The organism is Ornithinicoccus halotolerans (assembly GCF_009602535.1).
In the GTDB taxonomy this organism is placed as follows: domain Bacteria; phylum Actinomycetota; class Actinomycetes; order Actinomycetales; family Dermatophilaceae; genus Ornithinicoccus; species Ornithinicoccus halotolerans.
Window position 1 is genome coordinate 1 of the sequence record NZ_WIQI01000011.1, and the last position, 18531, is coordinate 18531.

The 18531-nt window shown below is 71.3% G+C and carries 17 protein-coding genes, 1 tRNA gene and 1 pseudogene; 5 read left to right on the plus strand and 14 right to left on the minus strand.

Annotated elements, in window-relative coordinates; translation table 11 throughout:
* Window positions 1–167 precede the first annotated feature (167 nt).
* Together GFJ45_RS04040 and mscL are read left to right on the plus strand one after the other, a co-directional pair.
* The gene (locus GFJ45_RS04040) at window positions 168–365 is read left to right on the plus strand and encodes a hypothetical protein (RefSeq protein ID WP_194288508.1); all 198 of its coding nucleotides are present in this window, start codon (window positions 168–170) and stop codon (window positions 363–365) included.
* Between the two features lie 70 nt (window positions 366–435).
* The gene (gene mscL, locus GFJ45_RS04045) at window positions 436–843 is read left to right on the plus strand and encodes a large conductance mechanosensitive channel protein MscL (RefSeq protein WP_153394420.1); all 408 of its coding nucleotides are present in this window, start codon (window positions 436–438) and stop codon (window positions 841–843) included.
* 26 nt (window positions 844–869) lie between these two features.
* Here the strand turns inward: mscL and GFJ45_RS04050 are convergent, their stop codons facing one another.
* Genes GFJ45_RS04050 through GFJ45_RS04060 form a run of 3 tightly spaced genes read right to left on the minus strand, consistent with a single transcriptional unit; the run spans window position 870 to window position 6072 of the window.
* Window positions 870–1130: a hypothetical protein gene (locus tag GFJ45_RS04050; RefSeq protein ID WP_153394422.1), complete on the minus strand. Its 261-nt coding sequence runs from the start codon at window positions 1128–1130 to the stop codon at window positions 870–872.
* A complete protein-coding gene (locus tag GFJ45_RS04055; RefSeq protein ID WP_153394424.1) occupies window positions 1127–4741 on the minus strand; it encodes a DUF4011 domain-containing protein in 3615 nt (1204 codons plus the stop codon). The genes GFJ45_RS04050 and GFJ45_RS04055 overlap by 4 nt, the downstream gene beginning before the upstream one ends.
* The gene (locus GFJ45_RS04060; protein ID WP_228386458.1) at window positions 4738–6072 is read right to left on the minus strand and encodes an MFS transporter; all 1335 of its coding nucleotides are present in this window, start codon (window positions 6070–6072) and stop codon (window positions 4738–4740) included. Before GFJ45_RS04060 ends, GFJ45_RS04055 begins: the two co-directional genes overlap by 4 nt.
* A 118-nt stretch (window positions 6073–6190) precedes the next feature.
* Here GFJ45_RS04060 and GFJ45_RS04065 point away from each other — a divergent pair.
* A pseudogene (locus tag GFJ45_RS04065) lies at window positions 6191–6346 on the plus strand (cytochrome ubiquinol oxidase subunit I); the annotation flags it as partial.
* An 84-nt stretch (window positions 6347–6430) separates the two neighbouring features.
* Here GFJ45_RS04065 and GFJ45_RS04070 read toward each other — a convergent pair.
* The 4 genes from GFJ45_RS04070 to GFJ45_RS04085 are packed head-to-tail and all read right to left on the minus strand — an operon-like array spanning window position 6431 to window position 10299.
* The gene (locus tag GFJ45_RS04070) at window positions 6431–6844 is read right to left on the minus strand and encodes an ATP-binding protein (protein WP_153394426.1); all 414 of its coding nucleotides are present in this window, start codon (window positions 6842–6844) and stop codon (window positions 6431–6433) included.
* Window positions 6834–7166: an STAS domain-containing protein gene (locus GFJ45_RS04075; RefSeq protein WP_153394428.1), complete on the minus strand. Its 333-nt coding sequence runs from the start codon at window positions 7164–7166 to the stop codon at window positions 6834–6836. The genes GFJ45_RS04070 and GFJ45_RS04075 overlap by 11 nt, the downstream gene beginning before the upstream one ends.
* A complete protein-coding gene (locus GFJ45_RS04080; protein WP_153394431.1) occupies window positions 7166–9148 on the minus strand; it encodes a glycosyltransferase in 1983 nt (660 codons plus the stop codon). Before GFJ45_RS04080 ends, GFJ45_RS04075 begins: the two co-directional genes overlap by 1 nt.
* Window positions 9145–10299, minus strand: coding sequence for a PP2C family protein-serine/threonine phosphatase (locus GFJ45_RS04085; RefSeq protein ID WP_194288509.1), 1155 nt, complete (start codon window positions 10297–10299; stop codon window positions 9145–9147). The genes GFJ45_RS04080 and GFJ45_RS04085 overlap by 4 nt, the downstream gene beginning before the upstream one ends.
* A gap of 469 nt (window positions 10300–10768) precedes the next feature.
* On the opposite strand from GFJ45_RS04085, the gene GFJ45_RS04090 reads away from it, so the two are divergent.
* Together GFJ45_RS04090 and GFJ45_RS04095 are read left to right on the plus strand one after the other, a co-directional pair.
* A tRNA-Arg gene (locus tag GFJ45_RS04090) sits at window positions 10769–10841 on the plus strand.
* A gap of 555 nt (window positions 10842–11396) precedes the next feature.
* Entirely contained in the window at window positions 11397–12269 is an 873-nt protein-coding gene (locus tag GFJ45_RS04095; RefSeq protein ID WP_153394435.1) for a sugar phosphate isomerase/epimerase family protein, read from the plus strand.
* 770 nt (window positions 12270–13039) lie between these two features.
* Here the strand turns inward: GFJ45_RS04095 and GFJ45_RS04100 are convergent.
* The 7 genes from GFJ45_RS04100 to GFJ45_RS04130 form a co-directional block, all read right to left on the minus strand.
* Window positions 13040–13426 (minus strand): DoxX family protein, encoded by a 387-nt coding sequence (locus tag GFJ45_RS04100; protein WP_153394437.1) that lies wholly within the window; start codon window positions 13424–13426, stop codon window positions 13040–13042.
* Between the two features lie 206 nt (window positions 13427–13632).
* Complete coding sequence (locus tag GFJ45_RS04105; RefSeq protein WP_153394439.1) at window positions 13633–14067, minus strand: MerR family transcriptional regulator; 435 nt, start codon at window positions 14065–14067, stop codon at window positions 13633–13635.
* Window positions 14064–14396, minus strand: a complete 333-nt coding sequence (locus GFJ45_RS04110; RefSeq protein ID WP_228386460.1) for a hypothetical protein — start codon at window positions 14394–14396, stop codon at window positions 14064–14066. The genes GFJ45_RS04105 and GFJ45_RS04110 overlap by 4 nt, the downstream gene beginning before the upstream one ends.
* A 302-nt stretch (window positions 14397–14698) precedes the next feature.
* Window positions 14699–15547 (minus strand): amidohydrolase family protein, encoded by an 849-nt coding sequence (locus GFJ45_RS04115; protein WP_228386462.1) that lies wholly within the window; start codon window positions 15545–15547, stop codon window positions 14699–14701.
* A gap of 14 nt (window positions 15548–15561) precedes the next feature.
* The gene (locus GFJ45_RS04120; RefSeq protein WP_153394443.1) at window positions 15562–16800 is read right to left on the minus strand and encodes a mandelate racemase/muconate lactonizing enzyme family protein; all 1239 of its coding nucleotides are present in this window, start codon (window positions 16798–16800) and stop codon (window positions 15562–15564) included.
* Between the two features lie 4 nt (window positions 16801–16804).
* Window positions 16805–17632 carry a carbohydrate ABC transporter permease gene (locus tag GFJ45_RS04125; protein WP_153394445.1) on the minus strand — a complete coding sequence of 276 codons (828 nt, stop codon included), beginning with the start codon at window positions 17630–17632 and terminating at the stop codon, window positions 16805–16807.
* Window positions 17633–17635: 3 nt separating this feature from the next.
* Window positions 17636–18478 (minus strand): carbohydrate ABC transporter permease, encoded by an 843-nt coding sequence (locus GFJ45_RS04130; RefSeq protein ID WP_153394447.1) that lies wholly within the window; start codon window positions 18476–18478, stop codon window positions 17636–17638.
* Window positions 18479–18531 lie beyond the last annotated feature (53 nt).

Here is an 18531-nt window from a genome sequence, read left to right on the forward strand (position 1 = left end):
CGGCGTCACGGCGCCCGAAGAAGACCCAGGGCACGCCCTCGGTGGTGACCACGGCGGTGGGCCGGAAGACGTCGGCGCCCGTGCCGTCCGGGTCGGCGGGGGTATTCGTGCCGCTGCCGGACCCGTCGATGGCCAGCGTGCTCGCTCCGGGCACGCGGGTCGACCTCGTGGCCACGGCCGACGGCAGCCGGCTGGCCGCCGGCGCCCGCGTACTGGCCGTGCTGCGTGACCCCGACCTGGGCGGCGTGCCGGGTGTGCTGGTGGGCGCCTCCCCCGCGGAGGCTGCCGCGGTCGCGGCCAGCGGGACCGACCCGGTCGGCGGTGCCGGGACGACGCTGGTGCTCATCGGCCCCGACGACGGCTGACGACGGCACGCCGGCTCCCGCCGCCGCTACGATCGCGCTGCCCGGTTCCCCGCTCGGAAGGACAGCGCTCATGCTCCAGGGGTTCAAGGACTTCATCATGCGCGGCAACGTGATCGACCTCGCCGTCGCGGTGGTCATCGGCTCGGCGTTCGCTGCGGTGGTCGACGTGGTGGTCACCAGCCTCCTCACCCCGATCCTCAACGCCGCCGGCGGTGCCCAGATCGGCCGTCTCGGGGTCGAGATCATCGCGGGGCAGGAGAACACCTTCGTCGACCTGGCGGCGATCATCAACGCGGTCACCGTCTTCGTCATCACCGCCGCGGTGGTCTACTTCCTCATCGTGCTGCCGATGAACAAGCTCAACGAGCGCCGCGCCCGCGGGCAGGAGGCGGAGCCGGAGCCGGTCGGTGAGGACATTGCCCTGCTCACCGAGATCCGCGACCTGCTGGCTCGCCGGGAGGGCACGGGCGCCTCCTGACCCTGACGGGCCGGTCGAGCCGGCCGCTACTCCCAGTGCGGCGGCCGCTGTCGTCGCAGCCAGTCCTCGTGCCCGTCCCGGGCCGGCTCGCTCGCCTCGCCCCAGCCGTGGTCGGTGTCGTCCCGCGTCTGCTCGGGGACGTCGGGGCCCGCCCGGCCGGCGGCCGCGTCCTCGACGTGGGGACCTCGGCGACCGGAGCCCTGCGCGCCCGGCGGCCCGGCAGCACGGCTCGAGCGCCGCGGTCGGCGCCGGGTGTGCCCGGGCCCCCGGCTCTCGGCCGGGCTCACCTCCGGCCCCGGGCCTGCGCCGCCTCGCGCACGTGCTGCACCACCCGGGCCACCTCGCGGGCCGGGTCGGAGAACAGGTCGGTGCACCAGAGTCGGACCGGGGTCCAGCCGCGGGACCGCAGCTGCTCGGGGTGCAGCCGGATTCCGTCCCGGCTGAGATCGGCCGGAGCGGCGTCGGAGAGCACCGCGACGACCGGCCGCCCGGGGGTGTCCGGGTCCTCGACGGCCAGCTCCACGCGTCGCGGGCCCTCACCCCACCCCTCGTGGACGGTTAGTCCCTCCAGCCGCAACCGGGTCGCCAGGTCCGACAGCAGCGGGCAGGAGGAGCCGGTGACGACCGGCTCCTGTTGCCCGAGCGCGCGGGCCAGCAGGTCGAGACCGGCGTCGGCGGGCCACTGCTCGACCTCCCGGTCGCTGACGATGCTCAGCTGCCGGCGGGCGGTCTCCACCGCGGCCGCGATCTCCCGAGGGTCCACCGGCTCGACCGGGGCGAGCGCGAGCAGCACCCGGTCGCGGGCCTCCCCGGCCAGGTGGGCAGTGCTGGACACCAGCAGTGCCTCGGCGGCGTCCTCGCGGAAGGAGCGTCCCAGACTTAGCATCTCGATCCGCGCGCGCAGCGCCCGGCTGAGGTCCTCGACCATCGCGGGGTCCGGCGAGAGCACCGCCAGCGACTGCCACGGCATGCCCCGGGCGTGCTCGATGACGGCGTCGACGGTGCCGCTGACCACCTCTTCCACCCCGGCCGCTACCCGGTGGACCACCCGCGGCGTGCGGAGCACGCTGGGCACGGAGCTGACCGGGTAGCGGCGCACCGCCTCCTCCCAGGGCCGCACCAGGCGCTGGTCGAGCACCCGGTAGCGGGTCCCGAGCCGGTGCACCGGCAGCTGCCGGCCCAGCGCCTCGAGGGGCGTCGCGCCCGGGGCGGTGCCTTCCCCGTGCTCGGCGCGCTCGTCGACGACGGTGCTGAAGGTGTGGGCCGGCACGGCCTGGGAGTCGCCGACCACCAGCAGCTGCCGGGCGCGGGCCAGCACCGGCGCGACGTGAGCGGCGGGCGTGCTGCCTGCCGCCTCGAGCACCACCAGGTCGACGAGCTCCCCCTCGGGCAGCACGCTCGGCACGGCGAGGGGACTGCTGAGCCAGACCGGCCGAATGCCACGGGCCAGTCCGGCGCCGGCGTGGACGATCTCCCGGGTGGTGGGCGGGGCCACGGCGCGGTCGAGCTCGTGCCAGCGGCGACGCTGGGCGGCAGCGGTGGGGCCGGCGAGTGCCTCGGCGCGGGTGCGGGCCACCCGGGCGCGCAGCTCCTCCCCCGCCAGCTCCCGCAGCTGCCGGTCCCGGGCCCGGTAGGTCACCTCGGCCCCGCGCAGCGCCGCCCCGTCGTGCTCCCGGCCGTCCTCGGCGCGGAACCGGTCCAGCAGTGAGGCCCAGTAGACGAAGTCCACCTCGGCCGGCACCTGCTCGGCCGGGATGCCGCGACGGGCGAGGTCGTCCACGAGCGCCCCGAGGCCGGTGTCGCGCAGCGGGTGCAACAGTGCTCCCGCGCCGGCGGCCGCGGGCAGCCGGTCGACGCGAGCGTCCAGCCGCAGCAGCCGCTCCAGCAGCAGGTCCAGGTGCGTGGTCTGCAGCTCCCGCCCGCTGGGAGTGCCGGCCAGCACGTCGGCCAGCCAGGCCAGGTCCCGGGCCACGGGCTGGTGCAGCTCCTCGGCCCGCTCCCACTCCTCGGGGACGGCCGGGCGGGCGGCGCGGCCGGCCAACCCTTCCCAGTCCTCCCGTTCGGCCCGGGCCGCCCGGACCCGCTCGACGAGGTCGGTGGGTGGGGAGCCGGGCCGGAGCAGCTGCCGCAGCTGCCGGCGAGCGCGCGCCCGAGCCATCGCCGAGGGCCGCTCCAGCTGCTGGGCCCTGGCCTCCTCCCTGGACAGCGCCGCCACGAGCTCGTCGAGCGGAGCCTCGTAGATCTCCGGCCGGAAGGTGTCCACGGTCTCGGCGACCCGGCCGAGCAGCTCCAGGCGTTGCTGCCACTGGGCCAGGCTGACCGGCGCTGGCAGGCCCACGGCCCGGCAGGCAGCGTCAACCGCCTCCCGCGCCTCGGTGAGCTCCCCGGCCACCATCCGCCCGACCACCTGGCCGGCCCGCTCGGCCTCCTCGGGGGTGGTCAACCTCGCCCCGTACCAGGGGTCCTCGCTGCGGCCACGCTCCCAGGCTCCGGTGGCGGCCGCCTCGACGAGGGCCTCGGTCACCTGCCCGCGACCGCTGCCGGCCAGTTGCTCCAGCGCGGCACCGGTCAGCCGGACGTGGGAGACCGGGGGCGGCCGGCGCCGCGCCAGCCGGGTGAGCTCGGCCTCCGCGGTCGCCAGGCTCGCTGCGAACGGGGCCCGGTTCCGGTGCATCGCCGCGTCGTGCTCGGCGAGCCGGGCCAGGCAGTCGGTCCGCTCGGCCTCGGCCTCGGCGCGTGCAATCCGGTCCGGTCGGGGGGGCTCGGCCACATCCTCCTGCTCGGCCGCTGCCAGCAGCTCGCGCAGCACCGACCGGCTCGCCGCGGGCGTCTCGCCCAGCGCCAGGACGGCGTCGGCCAGCCCCAGCGTGTCCAGCCTGGCCCGCAGGTCGCTCAGCGCGGGCCGGTGCTCAGCGGCCACGAGCACGCTGCGGCCGTCGGCGAGGGCATCGGCGACGGCCGCGGCGACGGTCTGGGTGCGGCCTGTCCCCGGCGGCGCGTCGAGCACCACCGAGCGGCCGTGACGCAGGGCGGTGACGACCTGCTGCTGGTGGCGGTCCAGGTCCAGCGGCAGGTCCAGCTCACGGGCGGGAGCCGCGCCGGCCGCGGGCTCCTCGGTGTCGGCGGCAGCCTGGTGCGGGGCGGAGTCGCCGTCCAGCTGACTCTGCTCCCCCTCGGCCAGGGCGACCAGCAGCGGGTTGTCACCCCAGCCGGCGACCTCCCCCGCCAGCTCACCGACGAACGGCAGCTTGAACCAGGGGAAGGTGCTCACCATCATCTGCGGCCCGATGCGGAACTCCGGCAGCCGGTCCCCGCACAGCTCCTCGACGGCGCGGTAGGTGGGCCGCGGGTCGAAGCCCTCTCCGGCACGGCTGAGCGCGGCGAGCGCGGCATCGTCGACCTCCAGCTCGGCCTCGCCGCGCAGGTAGTGCGCGAGCACGGGGTTGAGCACGACGTCGTCGTGCAGCTGCAGCGTGAGGTCCCGGTGCGAGCCGTCGGTGGGCCGCACGGTGCACTCGCGCAAGAGGACCGGCGCGCGCGGCGGCACCGGGGCCCGTCGGAGCTGCCAGGAGGCGATCCCGACGGCGATGAAGCAGGTGGTGACGCCGTGCTCGCGCTCGAGCTCGACGGTCTTGGTGCGGATGGCAGCGACGCGGCGCTTGGCCTCCGCGAGGGCCACCCGTTCGCGCACCAGCTCCGAGAGCAGCGTGACCCGCCCGGCGAGCAGCTTGGCGACGCCACCGGGGTGGGCGGTGGTCAGGTCGAAGGTGCCGCTCGGCAGCTCCCGGAACCAGAGGAGGGAGTTGCGGCCGCCCACGTCGGCGGCCTGCTCCCGCCAGCGGGGCACGGCGTTGGCGACGGTCTGCCGACGGCGGGCGTCCGGTGCTGGCGGTGTCACCTGCTCAGGCTAACCAGCGCGGGACGGCCGAGCGCGTAGGCACCGAGCGCGAGTGCGGCGACCGCGGACAGCAGGCACAGCAGGGCGTACCCGAGGGTGGCGAGGACCACGCCGGCGAGCGCTCCCGCCGCCGCTGCGCTCAGCCCCATGACCAGATCAGCAGCTCCCTGGCCCGCGGCCCGCGACGACAGCGGGAGGGCCGCCGAGACCAGGCTGGACCCGGCGACCATGGTCGCCGACCACCCGAGGCCCAGCAGCATGAGCCCGGCCGCGAGCCCGACCGACCACCCCGCGGGGGAGAGCCCGGCGAGCAGGCACGCGAGCAGCTGCAGCCCGACACCGAGCAGCACCACGGCGCGGGCGCCCCACCGGTCGGTGAGGTACCCGGAGACCGGGGCGAGCCCGAACATCCCGAGGATGTGCAGCGAGATGACGAAGCCGATCACCTCGACCTCCGCGTGGCCGTGGCGCATGTGCACCGGGGTCATCACCATCACGGCCACCATCACGACGTGGCCGCCGGTCATGGCGACCGCGCCGAGCAGCGCGGCCGGCGAGGAGCGGAGCGCCCGCAGCCCGGACCGCACCGACCCCCGCGACGGCGCCGGGGTAGCGGCTGGCCCGGCGAGGGGGTCGGCCGCCCCGGCCAGGTCGCCCGCGGGCCGGGCCGCCAGCTCTCTGGCGGTCAGCAGCGGGTCGGGCCGCATCCGCAACGACAGCCACGCCAGCGCCAGCAGGAACCCCGCTCCCGCGAACACCCAGGAACCGGCGAGCGGGGGCAGCCCGAGCCACCCCGCGACGACCTTCCCTGGGCCGATGAGGTTGGGGCCGACGACGGAGCCGACTGTGGTCGCCCACACCACCAGGCTGAGGTCACGACCCTTGCGGTGGCTGGCCGCCAGGTCGGCGGCGGCGTAGCGGGCCTGGTTGTTGGCGGTGGTCGCGGCGCCGAACAGGGCCGTCCCCAGCAGCAGCAGCGCGAACGAGCTGACGCCCATGGCCAGGATCGCGAGGACCGCGCCGAGGGCGCCCAGCGCATAGGCCAGCACCAGCCCGGCCCGACGGCCCCGCGCGGCCATGAGGGCGGCGACCGGGATGGTGATCAGCGCGGCGCCGAGGACCTGGGTGGTGTTGGCCAGACCCGAGAGGCCGTCGCGGCCGCTCACCTCGGCGGCGACGATGGCCGCTACCGCGATGCCGGAGGCGACCCCGATGCCGCCGAGCACCTGGCTGGCCATGAGGGTGCGCACGGTGCGGGCCTGCAGCCGGTCGACAGCGACCGGCGCCGACGGTGCTGCGGCGGCCGCTGTCACCGGTTCGTGCGGATCCACCTGCTCACTATGGCACCCCCGGACCGGGCTGAACCGGCCGGCGCCGAGAGGGCGAGCAGCGGCGCGGCACGGCCGGTGAGGCCCTCGCTGAGCGTGCGCGTCCGGCGCCCTCTGGTTCGCAGCCGCCGCCGGACCGCTGGCCATGGTGGCTCTCAAGGCCGACTGGGTCGCCACGGAGGTCGGCCGGCAGCCGTGGGTCGTCGCCCCCGGGACGACGAAGCCGACCACCATCAAGGTGGCGGCACACACATGTCGAGGAACTGCAGCCAGATGAGGTCGTTGCATATCGCGGCCCACGGGCCGCATCACGTTCGCGACCTACGCCGGGGCCTGCGCCGCGCACATCCTCATCACTGCCTCAGCCGGCGGTCCCGGCACGCCCGACGACCATCCGCCAACAGTTGCCGTCGGCGGTCGGCTCGTGAACCAGCTCGTCGGCCAGGGCCTCGGCCAGCGGCAGGCCGCGTCCGCTCTCGGCCCACACCTCGGGCATCTCCCCGGCTGCTGAGGGGGCCGCCATCCGGGAGTCGTCGGTCAGCACCGCCTCGACGGCTGAGTCGGTCACCGTTACCGCTAGTGCGTACCGCACCTCCAACGGTGGCTGGCCGTGCTCGACCACGTTGCCGAGCAGCTCGGTCAGCGCGGTCTCGACCCGCGTAAGCGTCTGGCTGCCCACGGATGGGTGCTCGCGCCTGAGGCCGACGACGAAGTGGTGCAGGTCCTCCAACGCCTCGGGCCGGGCCAGCCCGGACAGGGTCCGCTCACCAGTCACGGGTGGCGTCCTCGACCGTGGGGTAGGGCCTCAACACGCGGTCCAGGTTGGTCAGGCTGAGCACGGTGCGCACCTGCTCGACCGGCGCGGCGATCCGCAGGTCTCCCCCGCACTGCCGGGCACGTTTGAGCCCGGACACCAGGGCACCAAGGCCCGAGGAGTCCACGAACTCGGTCTCTGCCAGGTCTGCCACCAGCCGGTGCCGGCCGTCCTGGACCGCCTGGTCGACCGCCTCCCGCAACCGCGAGGCCGAGGTCATCGTCAACCGGCCCTGGCAGCGCAGCACTGTGGCGCTGCCGTGGGCGGTGCGTTCGATCTCCATCAGGTCCGCATCTCCTCGGTCACGTCCTTGTCGGCGGGCCGGTAGGCGGCCGCCTGGTAGATGACACTCAACACCACGAGGTCGTAGCACACCCAGGCCAGGTTGACCCAGGTCCCGACCACGCTGTCCGCGGTTCCCAGCCACAGCCGTACCGCCGCTACGACCGCCGCGACCACCAGCAGCACCGTGGCCACCAGTTGCGGCAGGACCAGCCGCCACGGGAATGAGCCTCCCGGCTGGCGGGTCTTGGGCGTCACCACGAACCCCAGCGGCCGACCGAAGGCCACGTTGGCGAACGCGGTGGCACACGCCCGGATCCACAGCGGGAACAGGGCCAAGCTGTACTGGTGGCCCCGCCACGTCTTCACCCCGTAGCCGACGGCTAGGAACAGCAGCTGGTTGAGGACGACGTAGGGCAGGAACCGTGCGACGAACTCGGCGCCATAGGCGTTGACCGGCAGCACGCCGAACAGCAGGTACACCACCGGTGCGGCGATGAAGACCACCGCGGCGAACCCGGACAGGTAGCTCCACATCGTGGCGAAGTACATGAGCCGTTGCCCCATCGACAGTCCGGCCTGCACCAGCGGGTTCTCCCGCAGGAAGACCTGCATCGTCCCCTGGGCCCACCGCAACCGCTGCTGCAGCATGGTTCGCAGGTCTTCTGGCGCCAGCCCGGTGGCCAAGGTCTCGTGGTGGTACACCGAGGACCAACCCAGGGCGTGCAGCCGCATGCACGTGGCCATGTCCTCGGTCACCGAGATCGTGGCCAGCGGCAGCACCGGCTGGGCCTCCTCGGCGCGGTCCACGTCCACCGCCCGCACCAGGGCGCTCACCGACTGCAACGCACCCAGCGGGGACCAGTCCTGGTCGGACAACCGCTCCAGGGCGGCCTCGTCGACCACCGGCAGCCCCAGCTCCTCATCGACCGCCAACGGCTGGGCCCCCTCGTGCGCCACAGCGCCGATCTCCACCAGGTCGGCCCGGATCCGCTCCAGGTCCTCACCCACCACCCGTCGTCCCGCCTCCGTGACTGCACGCTGGAAGCGGTAGGTGACCGTAGCGACTTCCTCCCCGGCCGCCAGTGACCGCTGCGCCTGTCGGACCACCTCGGCGACCTCGGCCAACGCGGTGACGGCCGAGGGCCCGTGGCGGTCGGCGTCCCGCCGGGCCCGGGCCACCACCTTCTCAGCCGCCCGCAGCGCTTCCCGCACGGCCGTGCGCACCTGCCTGACGTAGCCGACCACGCCCAGCTGCATCAGCGCCTCCCGGCGCAGCACGGCGTTGGAGCCGCAGAAGAACGCGGCGTTCCACCCGTCCTTGCCCTCCTGGATCGGGCCGTAGAACAGCGGCGCCTGACTGCCCAACGGGTCGCTGTCGGTGACGTTGCTGAACCACTGCGGGGTTTGCACCAGCGCGACCGCTGAGTCGGTGAAGTAGCCCAGCGTGCGATCCAGGATGGCGGGGTCGGGAATCTGGTCGGCGTCCAACACCAGCAGGAACTCCCCGTCGGTGGCGAACAGGGCGTTGTTGAGGTTGCCGGCCTTGGCGTGCCGCGGCCGGCCGGTCCACTCCTCACCACGGGTGAGGTAGCCCGCGCCGAGCTGGTCGGCGAGCTGGCGCAGCTGCGGGCGGTCCCCGTCGTCCAGGATCCAGGTCGTGTGCGGGTGCCGGATGGCCAACGCCGCCCGTGCCGTCGCCGCGACGATCTCGACCGGCTCGTTGTAGGTCGTGATGAGCACGTCGACACTCTGGTCGGCCTCGGCCGGGGGCGGGTCCGGTCTGCGTCGGGACCGCCACATGGTGGTGCCGAACAGGAAGGCGTCGACCAAGGCGTAGGTCTCGGCCAGCACCAGCGGGACCGCGATCCACCAGTTCGGCCAGTTCACCGAGTACAGCCAGCGCCACCCCAGATACCACAGTCCGCTGCCCAGCGTGAGGAGGACCAGCAGCCGCACCAGCAGCAGCCGGCGCTGACTCACCGGTCGCGCCTGAGGGCCAGCACGCTGACGTCGTCCAGCGGGCTGCGCTGTGCCGCGAAGTCGGCGATCGTGGCCACGAGCTCCGCCACGGTCTCGGACTGAGCGGCCGCTTCCGCGGCCGCAGCGACGGCCTCCCGGGGGTTGTCGAAGAAGTCCAGCAGCCCGTCACTGACCGCCAACATCGTCTCCCCCGGCTCCAGGACCGTGCTTGCCACCTCCCAGCGGTGGTCACGGACCACGCCCAGTGGCGGGTCCCACCCCGAGAGTCGCCGATAGGAACCGTCACCTTGCAGCACCACCGCTAGTCCGTGTCCGGCGTCGACGTATTGAGCCTCCCCGGTCTCGCAGTCCACCCGCAGCCCGAAGACAGTGACGAACGTCCCGGTCCCCTCCAGGTCCTCCCCGAGTGCGCGGGCGGCGCGGGTGACCGCCTCCCCCAGCTCGTTATACCGGGACGCGCCGCGCAGCATGGCCCGCACGCCCGCCGCGATGATCGCCGCTCCAAGCCCCTTGCCCATCACGTCGGCCAGCACCACCTGCAGCCGGCCCTGTGCCAGATACCAGTCATAGAAGTCGCCACCGACACCACGCGACTGCACGCAGTGCCCCGCCAGGGAGAAACCCGACACCTCCGGCGGCCGCGACGGCAACAGCCGACGCTGCACCTCTCCGGCCCGGGCCAGCTCCGTCCCTCTCGTCAACTCCTCCTCGACCCATCCCGCAAGCTCGACCAGCGCCTGCCGCTGCCGCTCGTCCAGGTCACCGGGCTCCTGGCCCACCACGCACAACGTGCCCACCCGCTGGCCGTCCACCGTCAACGGCGCCCCCGCGTAGAACCGCAAGTGCGGATCACCAACCACCGAGGCCAAGCCGCAGAACCTGTCATCGGCACGAGCATCAGGAACCACCAGCAGGCCAGGGCTACGCAGCACGTACGGGCAGAAGGTCTGCCCGCGGGGCATCTGGCGTCCCTCCATCGGACCCGCCACACTCACCGTGCGATCTGCATCCAAGATGTTCACCGACACCAGCGGCAAGCCCAACAACTGCTGGGCCAGCCGCGCCACCCGCTCGACGCGCGGGCTCGGCGGCCCATCCAGCAACTCCAGGTTGCTCACGACGGCGAGCCGTTCTGCCTCCTCCACGGTCATCGTGTCCGAGTGCGCCGTTGCCGTTCCGCTGGCTCCCATAGTCCCCTGCAATCTCAAGTCTGGCGTGAACTACGGGCAGGCTACCGGGAACCGACAAGAAGTGACCTCGGGCGACAAGGCTGGCGACCTGGGCAGCTGTCTCATCCCGCTGGGGTCATGAAGCCCGAGGCCAAACACCCCCTACCCGGGCGCATCCCCCGCCCTCGACAAGACCGCCACGACCATCCCGTCGAGATGTCCGAAGCACCCGTTCGAGCCCTACGGGGCCGCTCGGTGTCCACGCCACGGCCCACAGGAGCGAGGCAGAGCCGCGGCTCCGGTGAGGGACGGGCACCTCGGATGAGCGCTCCGCGCGAGTGTCCTGCCGAACATGTACTGGTGAGTTAGGCTCCCCACGACGCATCACGATCAGCGCTTGCTGGCCCCCAGGTTCCATCGAGGGTCTCGGCAAGGGCTGCCTCCATGTGCCGCCCCCGTAGCTCAGGGGATAGAGCACCGCTCTCCTAAAGCGGGTGTCGCTGGTTCGAATCCAGCCGGGGGCACGTTTTCGCAGCTCACAGGCCTGCAATGGCCAGGCTGTCGGGGTCGGAGACCCGCTTTGGCTGGAAGGGCAAGCGCAACCGATACTGCCTTGAAGATGCCTTTTGCAGGTCACATGCCCTACGAGACCGGAACCATTACACCCGCTTTTCAAACGGGCCGGATAGCGGGTGTCACGAGTTGGAGCACCTCGGCACGTGGATCGCCAACCTGCTGGTCATCGGGCATCTGAGGCATCCATGCGGCAACCGCAGGCATGATCCAGTGGCCTCGCTGGTGTCTGTGAGGTGCCCGGCTCGGGCACCCAGCCCATCCCGCGACCACCGCGCACAGCCTCGGCGCCACCCTCCGGCGTACTCCGACTGGCCTGCGTGCCGCCTCCCCCGCCGCATACAGCAGGTGAGGCGACCACACAGCCGAAGCAACGGTGCAACCTGAGAGACTGCGACGAGAGTTGGCCTCGTCGTCCTTTTAGCTGCGCTGTGCCTGTGGAGGCCGCCAGCGCGAACCCACGCGGCGTTACTCACTCCCTGATTTGCCAAACCGAGGAGACCACTGTGGCCGAGTACGACCTGATCGCCGCCTGCTGGACCACAGCCGGCGCGTGCGACCCGATGGGCAGCGACGACCGCAGCCCGCTGCCGATCGAGGACCGGGTCCGCGCCGCCGCCCGGGCCGGCTTCACCGGGTTCGGCATCCGCCACGGCGACATACTCCACGTCGAGGATTCTCTGGGCTTCCCCGGGTTCCGGAGCCTGCTCGATGACCACGGGATCCGCCACCTGGAGTTGGAGTTCCTGGAGGGCTGGTACGCCGACGGCGCCGAGCGGGCGGCGAGCGATGCCCAACGGGCCGACCTGCTCCGTGCGGCTGAGGCCCTGGGTGCGCGACACATCAAGATCGGAGGCCACTTCGCTGGCGGCCCGTTGCACGTCGAGCGCGTAGCGGCCGAGCTGCACCGGCTCGCCGCCGAAGCCAGCGACGCCGGGACCAGGGTCGGCATCGAGCCGATGCCGTTCGCCGACGTCAGGACGCCAGAGCTCGGCCTGGAGATCGTGCGCAAGGCCGACCACCCGGCGGCCGGCCTGTTCGTCGACATCTGGCACGTCGCGCGGGCGGGTGTGGACTTCGAGTCCCTCGCCTCGCTGCCCGGCCAGTACCTGTTCGGTGTCGAGCTCGACGACGCCCGAGCACAGGTGTCCGGCACGTTGATCGAGGACACCTTCAATGGCCGGGAGTTCCCCGGCGAAGGAGTCCTGGACGTGCCCGCGTTCGTCGAGGCCGTTCAGCGCACCGGCTACCAGGGCCCCTACGGCGTGGAAATGCTCTCCACCGAGTTCCGCCGCCTGCCCATGGAGGAGGCCGTCCAGCGCGCCTACGACACGACCATCCGGTTCCTGACCAAGCACCGCCCTCTGCACTCATCCTGATGGACACGGGACCACAACCGCAGAAGGACAACTTGAGAGCCCACGGTCCGCGCCCTACAGACATCCGCAAGAGCGCACCGGCCTCAAGCACGATCACATGCACGTTCACATCAGCCGCCTGTTTGGGCGTGGCCTTCTAAAGCGGGTGTCGCTGGTTCGAATCCAGCCGGGGGCACACTTCGTTTCCGCTGGTCAGTGCGCTTTCCCGGCCGGGCCTTGGCCGGGTCACGTGAGTCCTTGCGGCCTCGGACGCGACCGTCAACGCATGATCGTCGCTGAACGCCCCGGTGGTCCGGCATGGGCAGGGCGACACCGAGGGGTTACATGGGGCAGAAGCCACGCCACGGCGACGGCCAGGAAGATCCAAGCCGACGTCGACAAGGGCACCCTTCCGGCCGAGACCGACGCCCGCCAGCTTGCTATGTACGTCGTGGCAGTCTGGCAAGGACTGTCACTGTTCGCCCGAGACGGCGCCAGAACCTTCATGCGGCAGCGGCGATGGTCATAGCAGTCTGGCCACCAGCCAGCCAGGCCCGGGCCCAGCTCAGCGTCGGAGCCGACACGCGCTCGGTCTCACCGGAGACGACACTGGGCCATCCACATCGGACGCCGCGGCAGCAACCTCAAGTCCAGCAGAAGCGAGGTGCAGCGACGAGTTTGCCTGATGTCCATCGCTCCGATGGTGCGTCGCGGTGCGAGAGTCGAGGCCGTCGCCTGCGACGTCGGCCGCGGTGACCTGGGCCAGTGCGGTCTGGTCCTGTCCGGCGCGCTCATCCGGTGAAGGGCTCGAGCGCGAAACGCCCCCAGGCGACGAAGCCGGCGAGAGCGAGGTAGACCAGGTCCGCCACCATGACCTTGAACTCCTGACGTCGCAGCCGCGTGGTCACGGCACCGACCATGATCATCGCCAGGCCCAGAGCTGCCAGCGGTACCAGGACTGGGGCGATGTCGAGCACGGCAGGCACAATGAGGCCCATAGCACCCAGAACTTCCAGGACACCGATGGCCTTGACAGTGCCGGCACTGAAGTCGTCGACCCACTTGGCACTGCTCGAGATGGCGGACAGCTTCTCCTTCGTCAGGGTCAGCTTGCTGAGACCGGCGAACAGGTACGCGGCGGCAAGCACACCGGCGATAATCCAGAGGGCCAGGTTCATGATGCTCGTCTCCTTGCAGAATGGGCGATCCCGCTTCTCGGACCGGGCTGCCGATCGGGTCCGTGCGGGACGGGCGCGTCGACTATCAGACGTCAGCGGCCCGGGCCCTGTGACACCGCATGGACGTGGCGTAGGTCACAGGCTCGACGGTGCGGCGCAGCGGACGGGACGGGCGGCGGCTCCGACGCTAAAGACGTGAGGGTCCTTCATCTTCGAGCTCGCGCGTCAGTCTTGCTGGTGGTGATCTCGACGAACGGCAGGGGACAGCAGTCGCTGCTCGCGCACCGGTGTAGGTCGTCGCAGCCGGCGTCGAGCGCGGCGCGAAGGTTGTCTCGGATGACCGCCAGATCCGCTATGCGGGCTTCGACCTCGAGGAGCTTCTCCTGAGCGCGCGCCTGGAGCCCGGAGTCCCGGCCTCGCCGGCGGCCGACCTCGATCAGCTCGGCCACCTCCTCGAGCGTGAACCCGAGCCGTTGTGCGGCCTTGATGATCTTCAGGGTTCGCACGGCTCGCTCGTCGTAAAGTCGGTGGCCACCGGGACTGCGGTCCGGCTTCTCGATCAGCCCGCGGCGCTCGTAGTACCGCAGGGTCTCCCGGTTGACGCCAGCAGCCTGTGCGACGTCATTGATCCGCAGGCTCACGCCGACAGCTCCTGCGCTCGCTCGGCCAACGCGTCCAAAACCTCCTGACGGGCGGGCGGGACCGAAATGTCAAGAGTGACGTCGTGGTCTGTGCCGTCGACGGTGAAGGCGAAGAACGAGCAACACGAGGTCTCCCGGGCGGTCAGGTCGCGGACCCGCGCGAGGAGGCCCCCCGTGCCGAAGAGGTGCATCCGTACGTCGGCGCCGCGGCGCTCAACACTGCCGACGGCCGTGGTGAACAAGGCATCGAACTCCGCCAGTCGCAACGGGCGCTCAGCGGTCGGCATGGTGCAGGCGTCTGTATTTAGCAACGTCTCCATGCCGAGCACGGTAAATCCGGACCTAGGTACAGGTTGCAAGCCAACACTCACCAGCGCGGTTCGGCATGAGGGGAAGCGGGCCGCACATCCGCCAGGCTTAGGCCCCCGGTCCGGCCGGCCACGCCCGTCCACCGCTCCTCGCTCGTGGCGTGCACGTTCGCTCCAGCCGCACAGGTGGGCACGGCCTCCTCAAGCGGGTGCCGCCGGTTCGCATCCAGCCGGGGCACGCATCACCACCAGGCGTCAGCCGCCGGGGACCGTCACCGAGCTCGGCTCCCGAACCGTCTGGGCGCGGGCCGTCGCGTTGGGTCTCATTCGCGCTCGTTGCCAGGAAGCTGGTAGAACCGCCGCGCCGTGCCGGCCCAGATGGCGGCGGACTCCTGCGTCGACAGGCCTGCTAGCAGCTCCTTACTGATTCCCGTCCACGTCGCGTAGTCGACGCCTGCAAGCAGGCTGACTGGCCAGTCAGAGCCCCACATGGTGCGGGCGGGCCCGAACAACTCGAGCAGGGTATTCACAGCTGGCCGCAGATCATCGACCGACCATTGATCCCAGTCGGCCTCGGTCACCAGGCCGGAGAGCTTGACTGCCACGTTGTCGCGGCGGGCGAGCTCGGCGAGGTCGGCACGCCAGTCCTCCAGCTGTCCTCCCCGGAGGTCGGGCTTGCCGGCGTGGTCGAGTATGAAGGTTGTGTCAGGGGTCGCGTCGACCGCCGTCACCACGCGGGACAGTTGCGCAGGCGAGACGACCACGTCGTAGGCCAATCTGCGGTCGCCGAGGACGGCGAGGGCCTGGCGTACCGTCGGTCGGGCGAGCCAGCGCGGGTCTGCCTCGACCTGTAACTGGTGGCGCACCCCCACCAGCCGGTCGCCACCCGGGCGGTCCCGGGCCGCGTCCAGGTCATCGGCGACTCCGGTGGACGTCAGGTCGAACCACCCCACCACGCCAAGCACCCGGGGCTGCACGGCGGCGAGCGCGAGGAGCTCGCAGGTCTCTTCTCGATCAGCGACGGTCTGCACGACCACGGTCCCAGCGACCCCGGCGTGGTCGAGCTGTGGCTCCAGCTCGGCAAACGAGAAGGACCGTTGCAACGGGGCGAGCCCGTCCGTCCAGGGCAGGGGTCGCCGCGTCAGGTCCCAGACGTGGTGGTGGGCGTCCACGCGCCAGGCTGCCGTCACCGCTCGTCGCGGCCGTCACCGGCGGAGGCGGCCGTGTCCTGGGTTGGCGTGCCGTTGCCTGACCCGCCGTCCCGGCGGGCGAAGTTGTGCCGCTCCGGGGCGATCAGCCTGCGCCCGGCCCGCGAGGGTCGGACGTGCGGCCCACGCTCGAGGCCCCAGTCGCCCTTCGCCCCGAGGGTGGCGATGGAGTCCTCGTCGACGGTGATGCCGAGACCCGGGGCCTCACCAAGGATCACCTGGCCGTCCTCGAACTGTTGGTCAGCTGTGATGCCCACCGGGGAGCCAAGGTCCTGGACCTCGATAGCGAGGTGGTTGGGCACGACGGCGGCGGCGTGGGCTAGCGGGTTGGCGTTGTAGGCGACGGGGCTGACCGGGAGATCGAAGGCGTGGGCGAGGGCGGCGACCCGTAGGAAATGGGTGATGCCCCAGACGCTGCCGGACTGGACGACGTCGACGGCGCCGTGCTGCAGGAGTGGACGGAACTGCTCCAGTCCGGTGAGGTTCTCTCCGGTGGCGACGGCGGCGTCGACAGAGCGGACGATGTGGGCGTGCCCCTCGACGTCCCAGCGGCGCACCGGCTCCTCGATCCATGCCAGGGGAACGCGTTCCTCCACGCGCCGAATGTGGCGGATCGCCTCCTTGCGCGACCAGGACTCGTTGGCGTCCAGCATGAGCGCTGGTGCGCGGCCTCCGGCGGCGTCTGCGTACAGGTCCCGCACCGCTGCTAGCCGACGGATGTCGCCGAGGACGTCCAGACCACCCTTGAGCTTCACGGCGCGGAACCCGCGGTCGGAGAACTGTTGCTGCACCTCAAGCAGCCGCTCGTCGTCCAGCGGGCCGTCGAGACCTGAGGCGTAGCCGGGGACCACCCGGTCGCGCGCGCCGAGCAGCCGCCACAGCGGCAGGTCGGCCGCCTTGGCCTTGATGTCCCACAGGGCCATGTCCAGGGCGCCGATGGCCCCGAAGGTCGCACCGGAGTGGCCGGTCTTGAACACCGCGGACAGCATGCGGTCGTACAGCGCGGTGGCGGCGCGGGGGTCCTCGCCCTCGAGGGCGGGGAAGATCGCGTCGAAGCCGCGGTCGGTGCCCAATCCCACTCCGGTGAGCCCCGCGTCGGTCTCGACCAGCACCACCGGCACGACCGTAACTCCGGACTCGACGAAGCCGTTGACGTCCCCGATCGGCCGGTTCCACCGGTGGACGGTGGACAGCGTGCGGTATCCCGTGATGCGCATGTGCTCAACCCTTCGTCGCCCCGGCGGTCACGCCGTCGGTGATCTGCTTCTGGAAGAACAGGTAGAGCAGCAGTACCGGCAGGGCGGCGATCACGACGCCGCTGGCGAACAGCGGGATGTTGTCTGAGTACTGTCCCCGCAGCGCCGTGACCCCCACCATGAGCGTTCGGTTGTCCTGCGACTGCATCGTCAGCAGCGCGATGAGCACGTCGTTCCAGCAGAAGAGTGCGTTGAGGATGCCAACCGACAGCAGCGCCGGTCGGCCGAGTGGCAGCATCAGCCGCAGGTAGATGCCCAGGGTGCTGGAACCGTCCACCCGCGCTGCCTCCACGATCTCCCCCGGGATGCGGCTGTAGTAGCTGGTCATCAGGAAGATCGTGAACGGCAAGAACTGCGATGTGTAGGCGAGGATCAGCCCCAGATGGGTGTCCAGCAGCCCAATCCCTCCGAGAATGCGGAAGAAGGGCACCATGATCACTTGGAAGGGGATCAGGAGGGCGCTCAGGATCAAAAGCAGGAGCACCCGGCTGCCGCGGAATCGAAGCTGGCTGAACGCGAAGCCGGCCATGGATCCGAGCACGAGCAGCGCCACCACCGCGCCGACGGTGACGATCGTCGAGTTGAGCACGTAGGTGTTCAAGCCGGAGGTCTGCCAGGCGGCGACAAAGTTGTCGAGGCTCAGCCTGTCGGTCAGGCCGAGACGGTCCAGCACGTACTCACGGCGGGTCTTCTGCGAGACGTTGAGCGTGAAGAGCAGCGGGTAGAGCGTCGCGAGGGCGAGCAGCGCCATCGGGATCGCGATGGCCCAGCGGCCTGGTCCGCGAGAGAGCATCGGTCAGACCTCCTTCGTGGCGCGCTTGATGATGCGCAGCTGGGCGAAGCCCACGACGAGCATGAACACGAAGAGCACCATCGAGGCGGCCGAGGCGAGCGCGGGACGGTTCATCTGCCCTTGCTGGACCCAGATGTAGAGCTCTGGCAGGTACGTCGCGCCACCCGGTCCGCCGGCGGTCATGATGTAGAGCAGACCGAACATACCGGTGAGCATGCCGATCATCGTGGTGACGAAGACGAACTGGATGGTCTGGCTCAGTTCGGGGATGATCACGTGCCAGACCGTCTGCGGCAGGTTGGCCCCGTCCACCCGGGCGGCGTCCAGCAGTGACTGGTCAACGGTGGCGAAGCCGGCCATGAAGATGACCAGCGCCATGCCGAACGTGGCCCAGATGTGGACAGCGATCACGGTAAGCATGGCGATCGAGCCGTCGCCGAGCCAGTCCACTGGTTGCATCCCGAGCCGCACCAGCAGCTGGTTGGCGGGACCGTCGAAGGAGAGCACGACGTTGAAGATCGCGCCAATGATGACCGGCGACAGCACGACCGGGAAGAAATAGACGCTGCGGTAGAGCCGGTGGCCCGGGACCCGCAGGAAGAGGAACGTTGCCAAGATCCCGGGCACTGACACCGCGACGGGGAGTGCCACCAGCAGCAGACCCACGTTCCTGAGGGCGGTACGGAATACCGGGTCGTCGAGCAGTGTCCGGTAGTTGGCGAGACCGACGAACGCACCATTGTCGGCGCCGTCGCCGGTGAGGGAGTAGTTGGCTCCCATCACCAGGGGGACGATGCGCAAGGCCACGACCACGAGCACGGCCGGGGCGACCAGCAGGACGGGCATGAACTTGTCCTCGGTCCACCGGGACCGCCGGCGGCCACCGGATGCACGGGCGT

Bases quoted from the DNA above. Each gene is read 5' to 3' on its own strand.
- mscL (WP_153394420.1), top strand. From the start codon at position 436: ATGCTCCAGGGGTTCAAGGACTTCATCATGCGCGGCAACGTGATCGAC.
- GFJ45_RS04075 (WP_153394428.1), bottom strand. From the start codon at position 7,166: ATGGAGATCGAACGCACCGCCCACGGCAGCGCCACAGTGCTGCGCTGC.
- GFJ45_RS04085 (WP_194288509.1), bottom strand. From the start codon at position 10,299: ATGACCGTGGAGGAGGCAGAACGGCTCGCCGTCGTGAGCAACCTGGAG.
- GFJ45_RS04100 (WP_153394437.1), bottom strand. From the start codon at position 13,426: ATGAACCTGGCCCTCTGGATTATCGCCGGTGTGCTTGCCGCCGCGTAC.
- GFJ45_RS04120 (WP_153394443.1), bottom strand. From the start codon at position 16,800: ATGCGCATCACGGGATACCGCACGCTGTCCACCGTCCACCGGTGGAAC.
- GFJ45_RS04125 (WP_153394445.1), bottom strand. From the start codon at position 17,632: ATGCTCTCTCGCGGACCAGGCCGCTGGGCCATCGCGATCCCGATGGCG.
- GFJ45_RS04130 (WP_153394447.1), bottom strand. From the start codon at position 18,478: ATGCCCGTCCTGCTGGTCGCCCCGGCCGTGCTCGTGGTCGTGGCCTTG.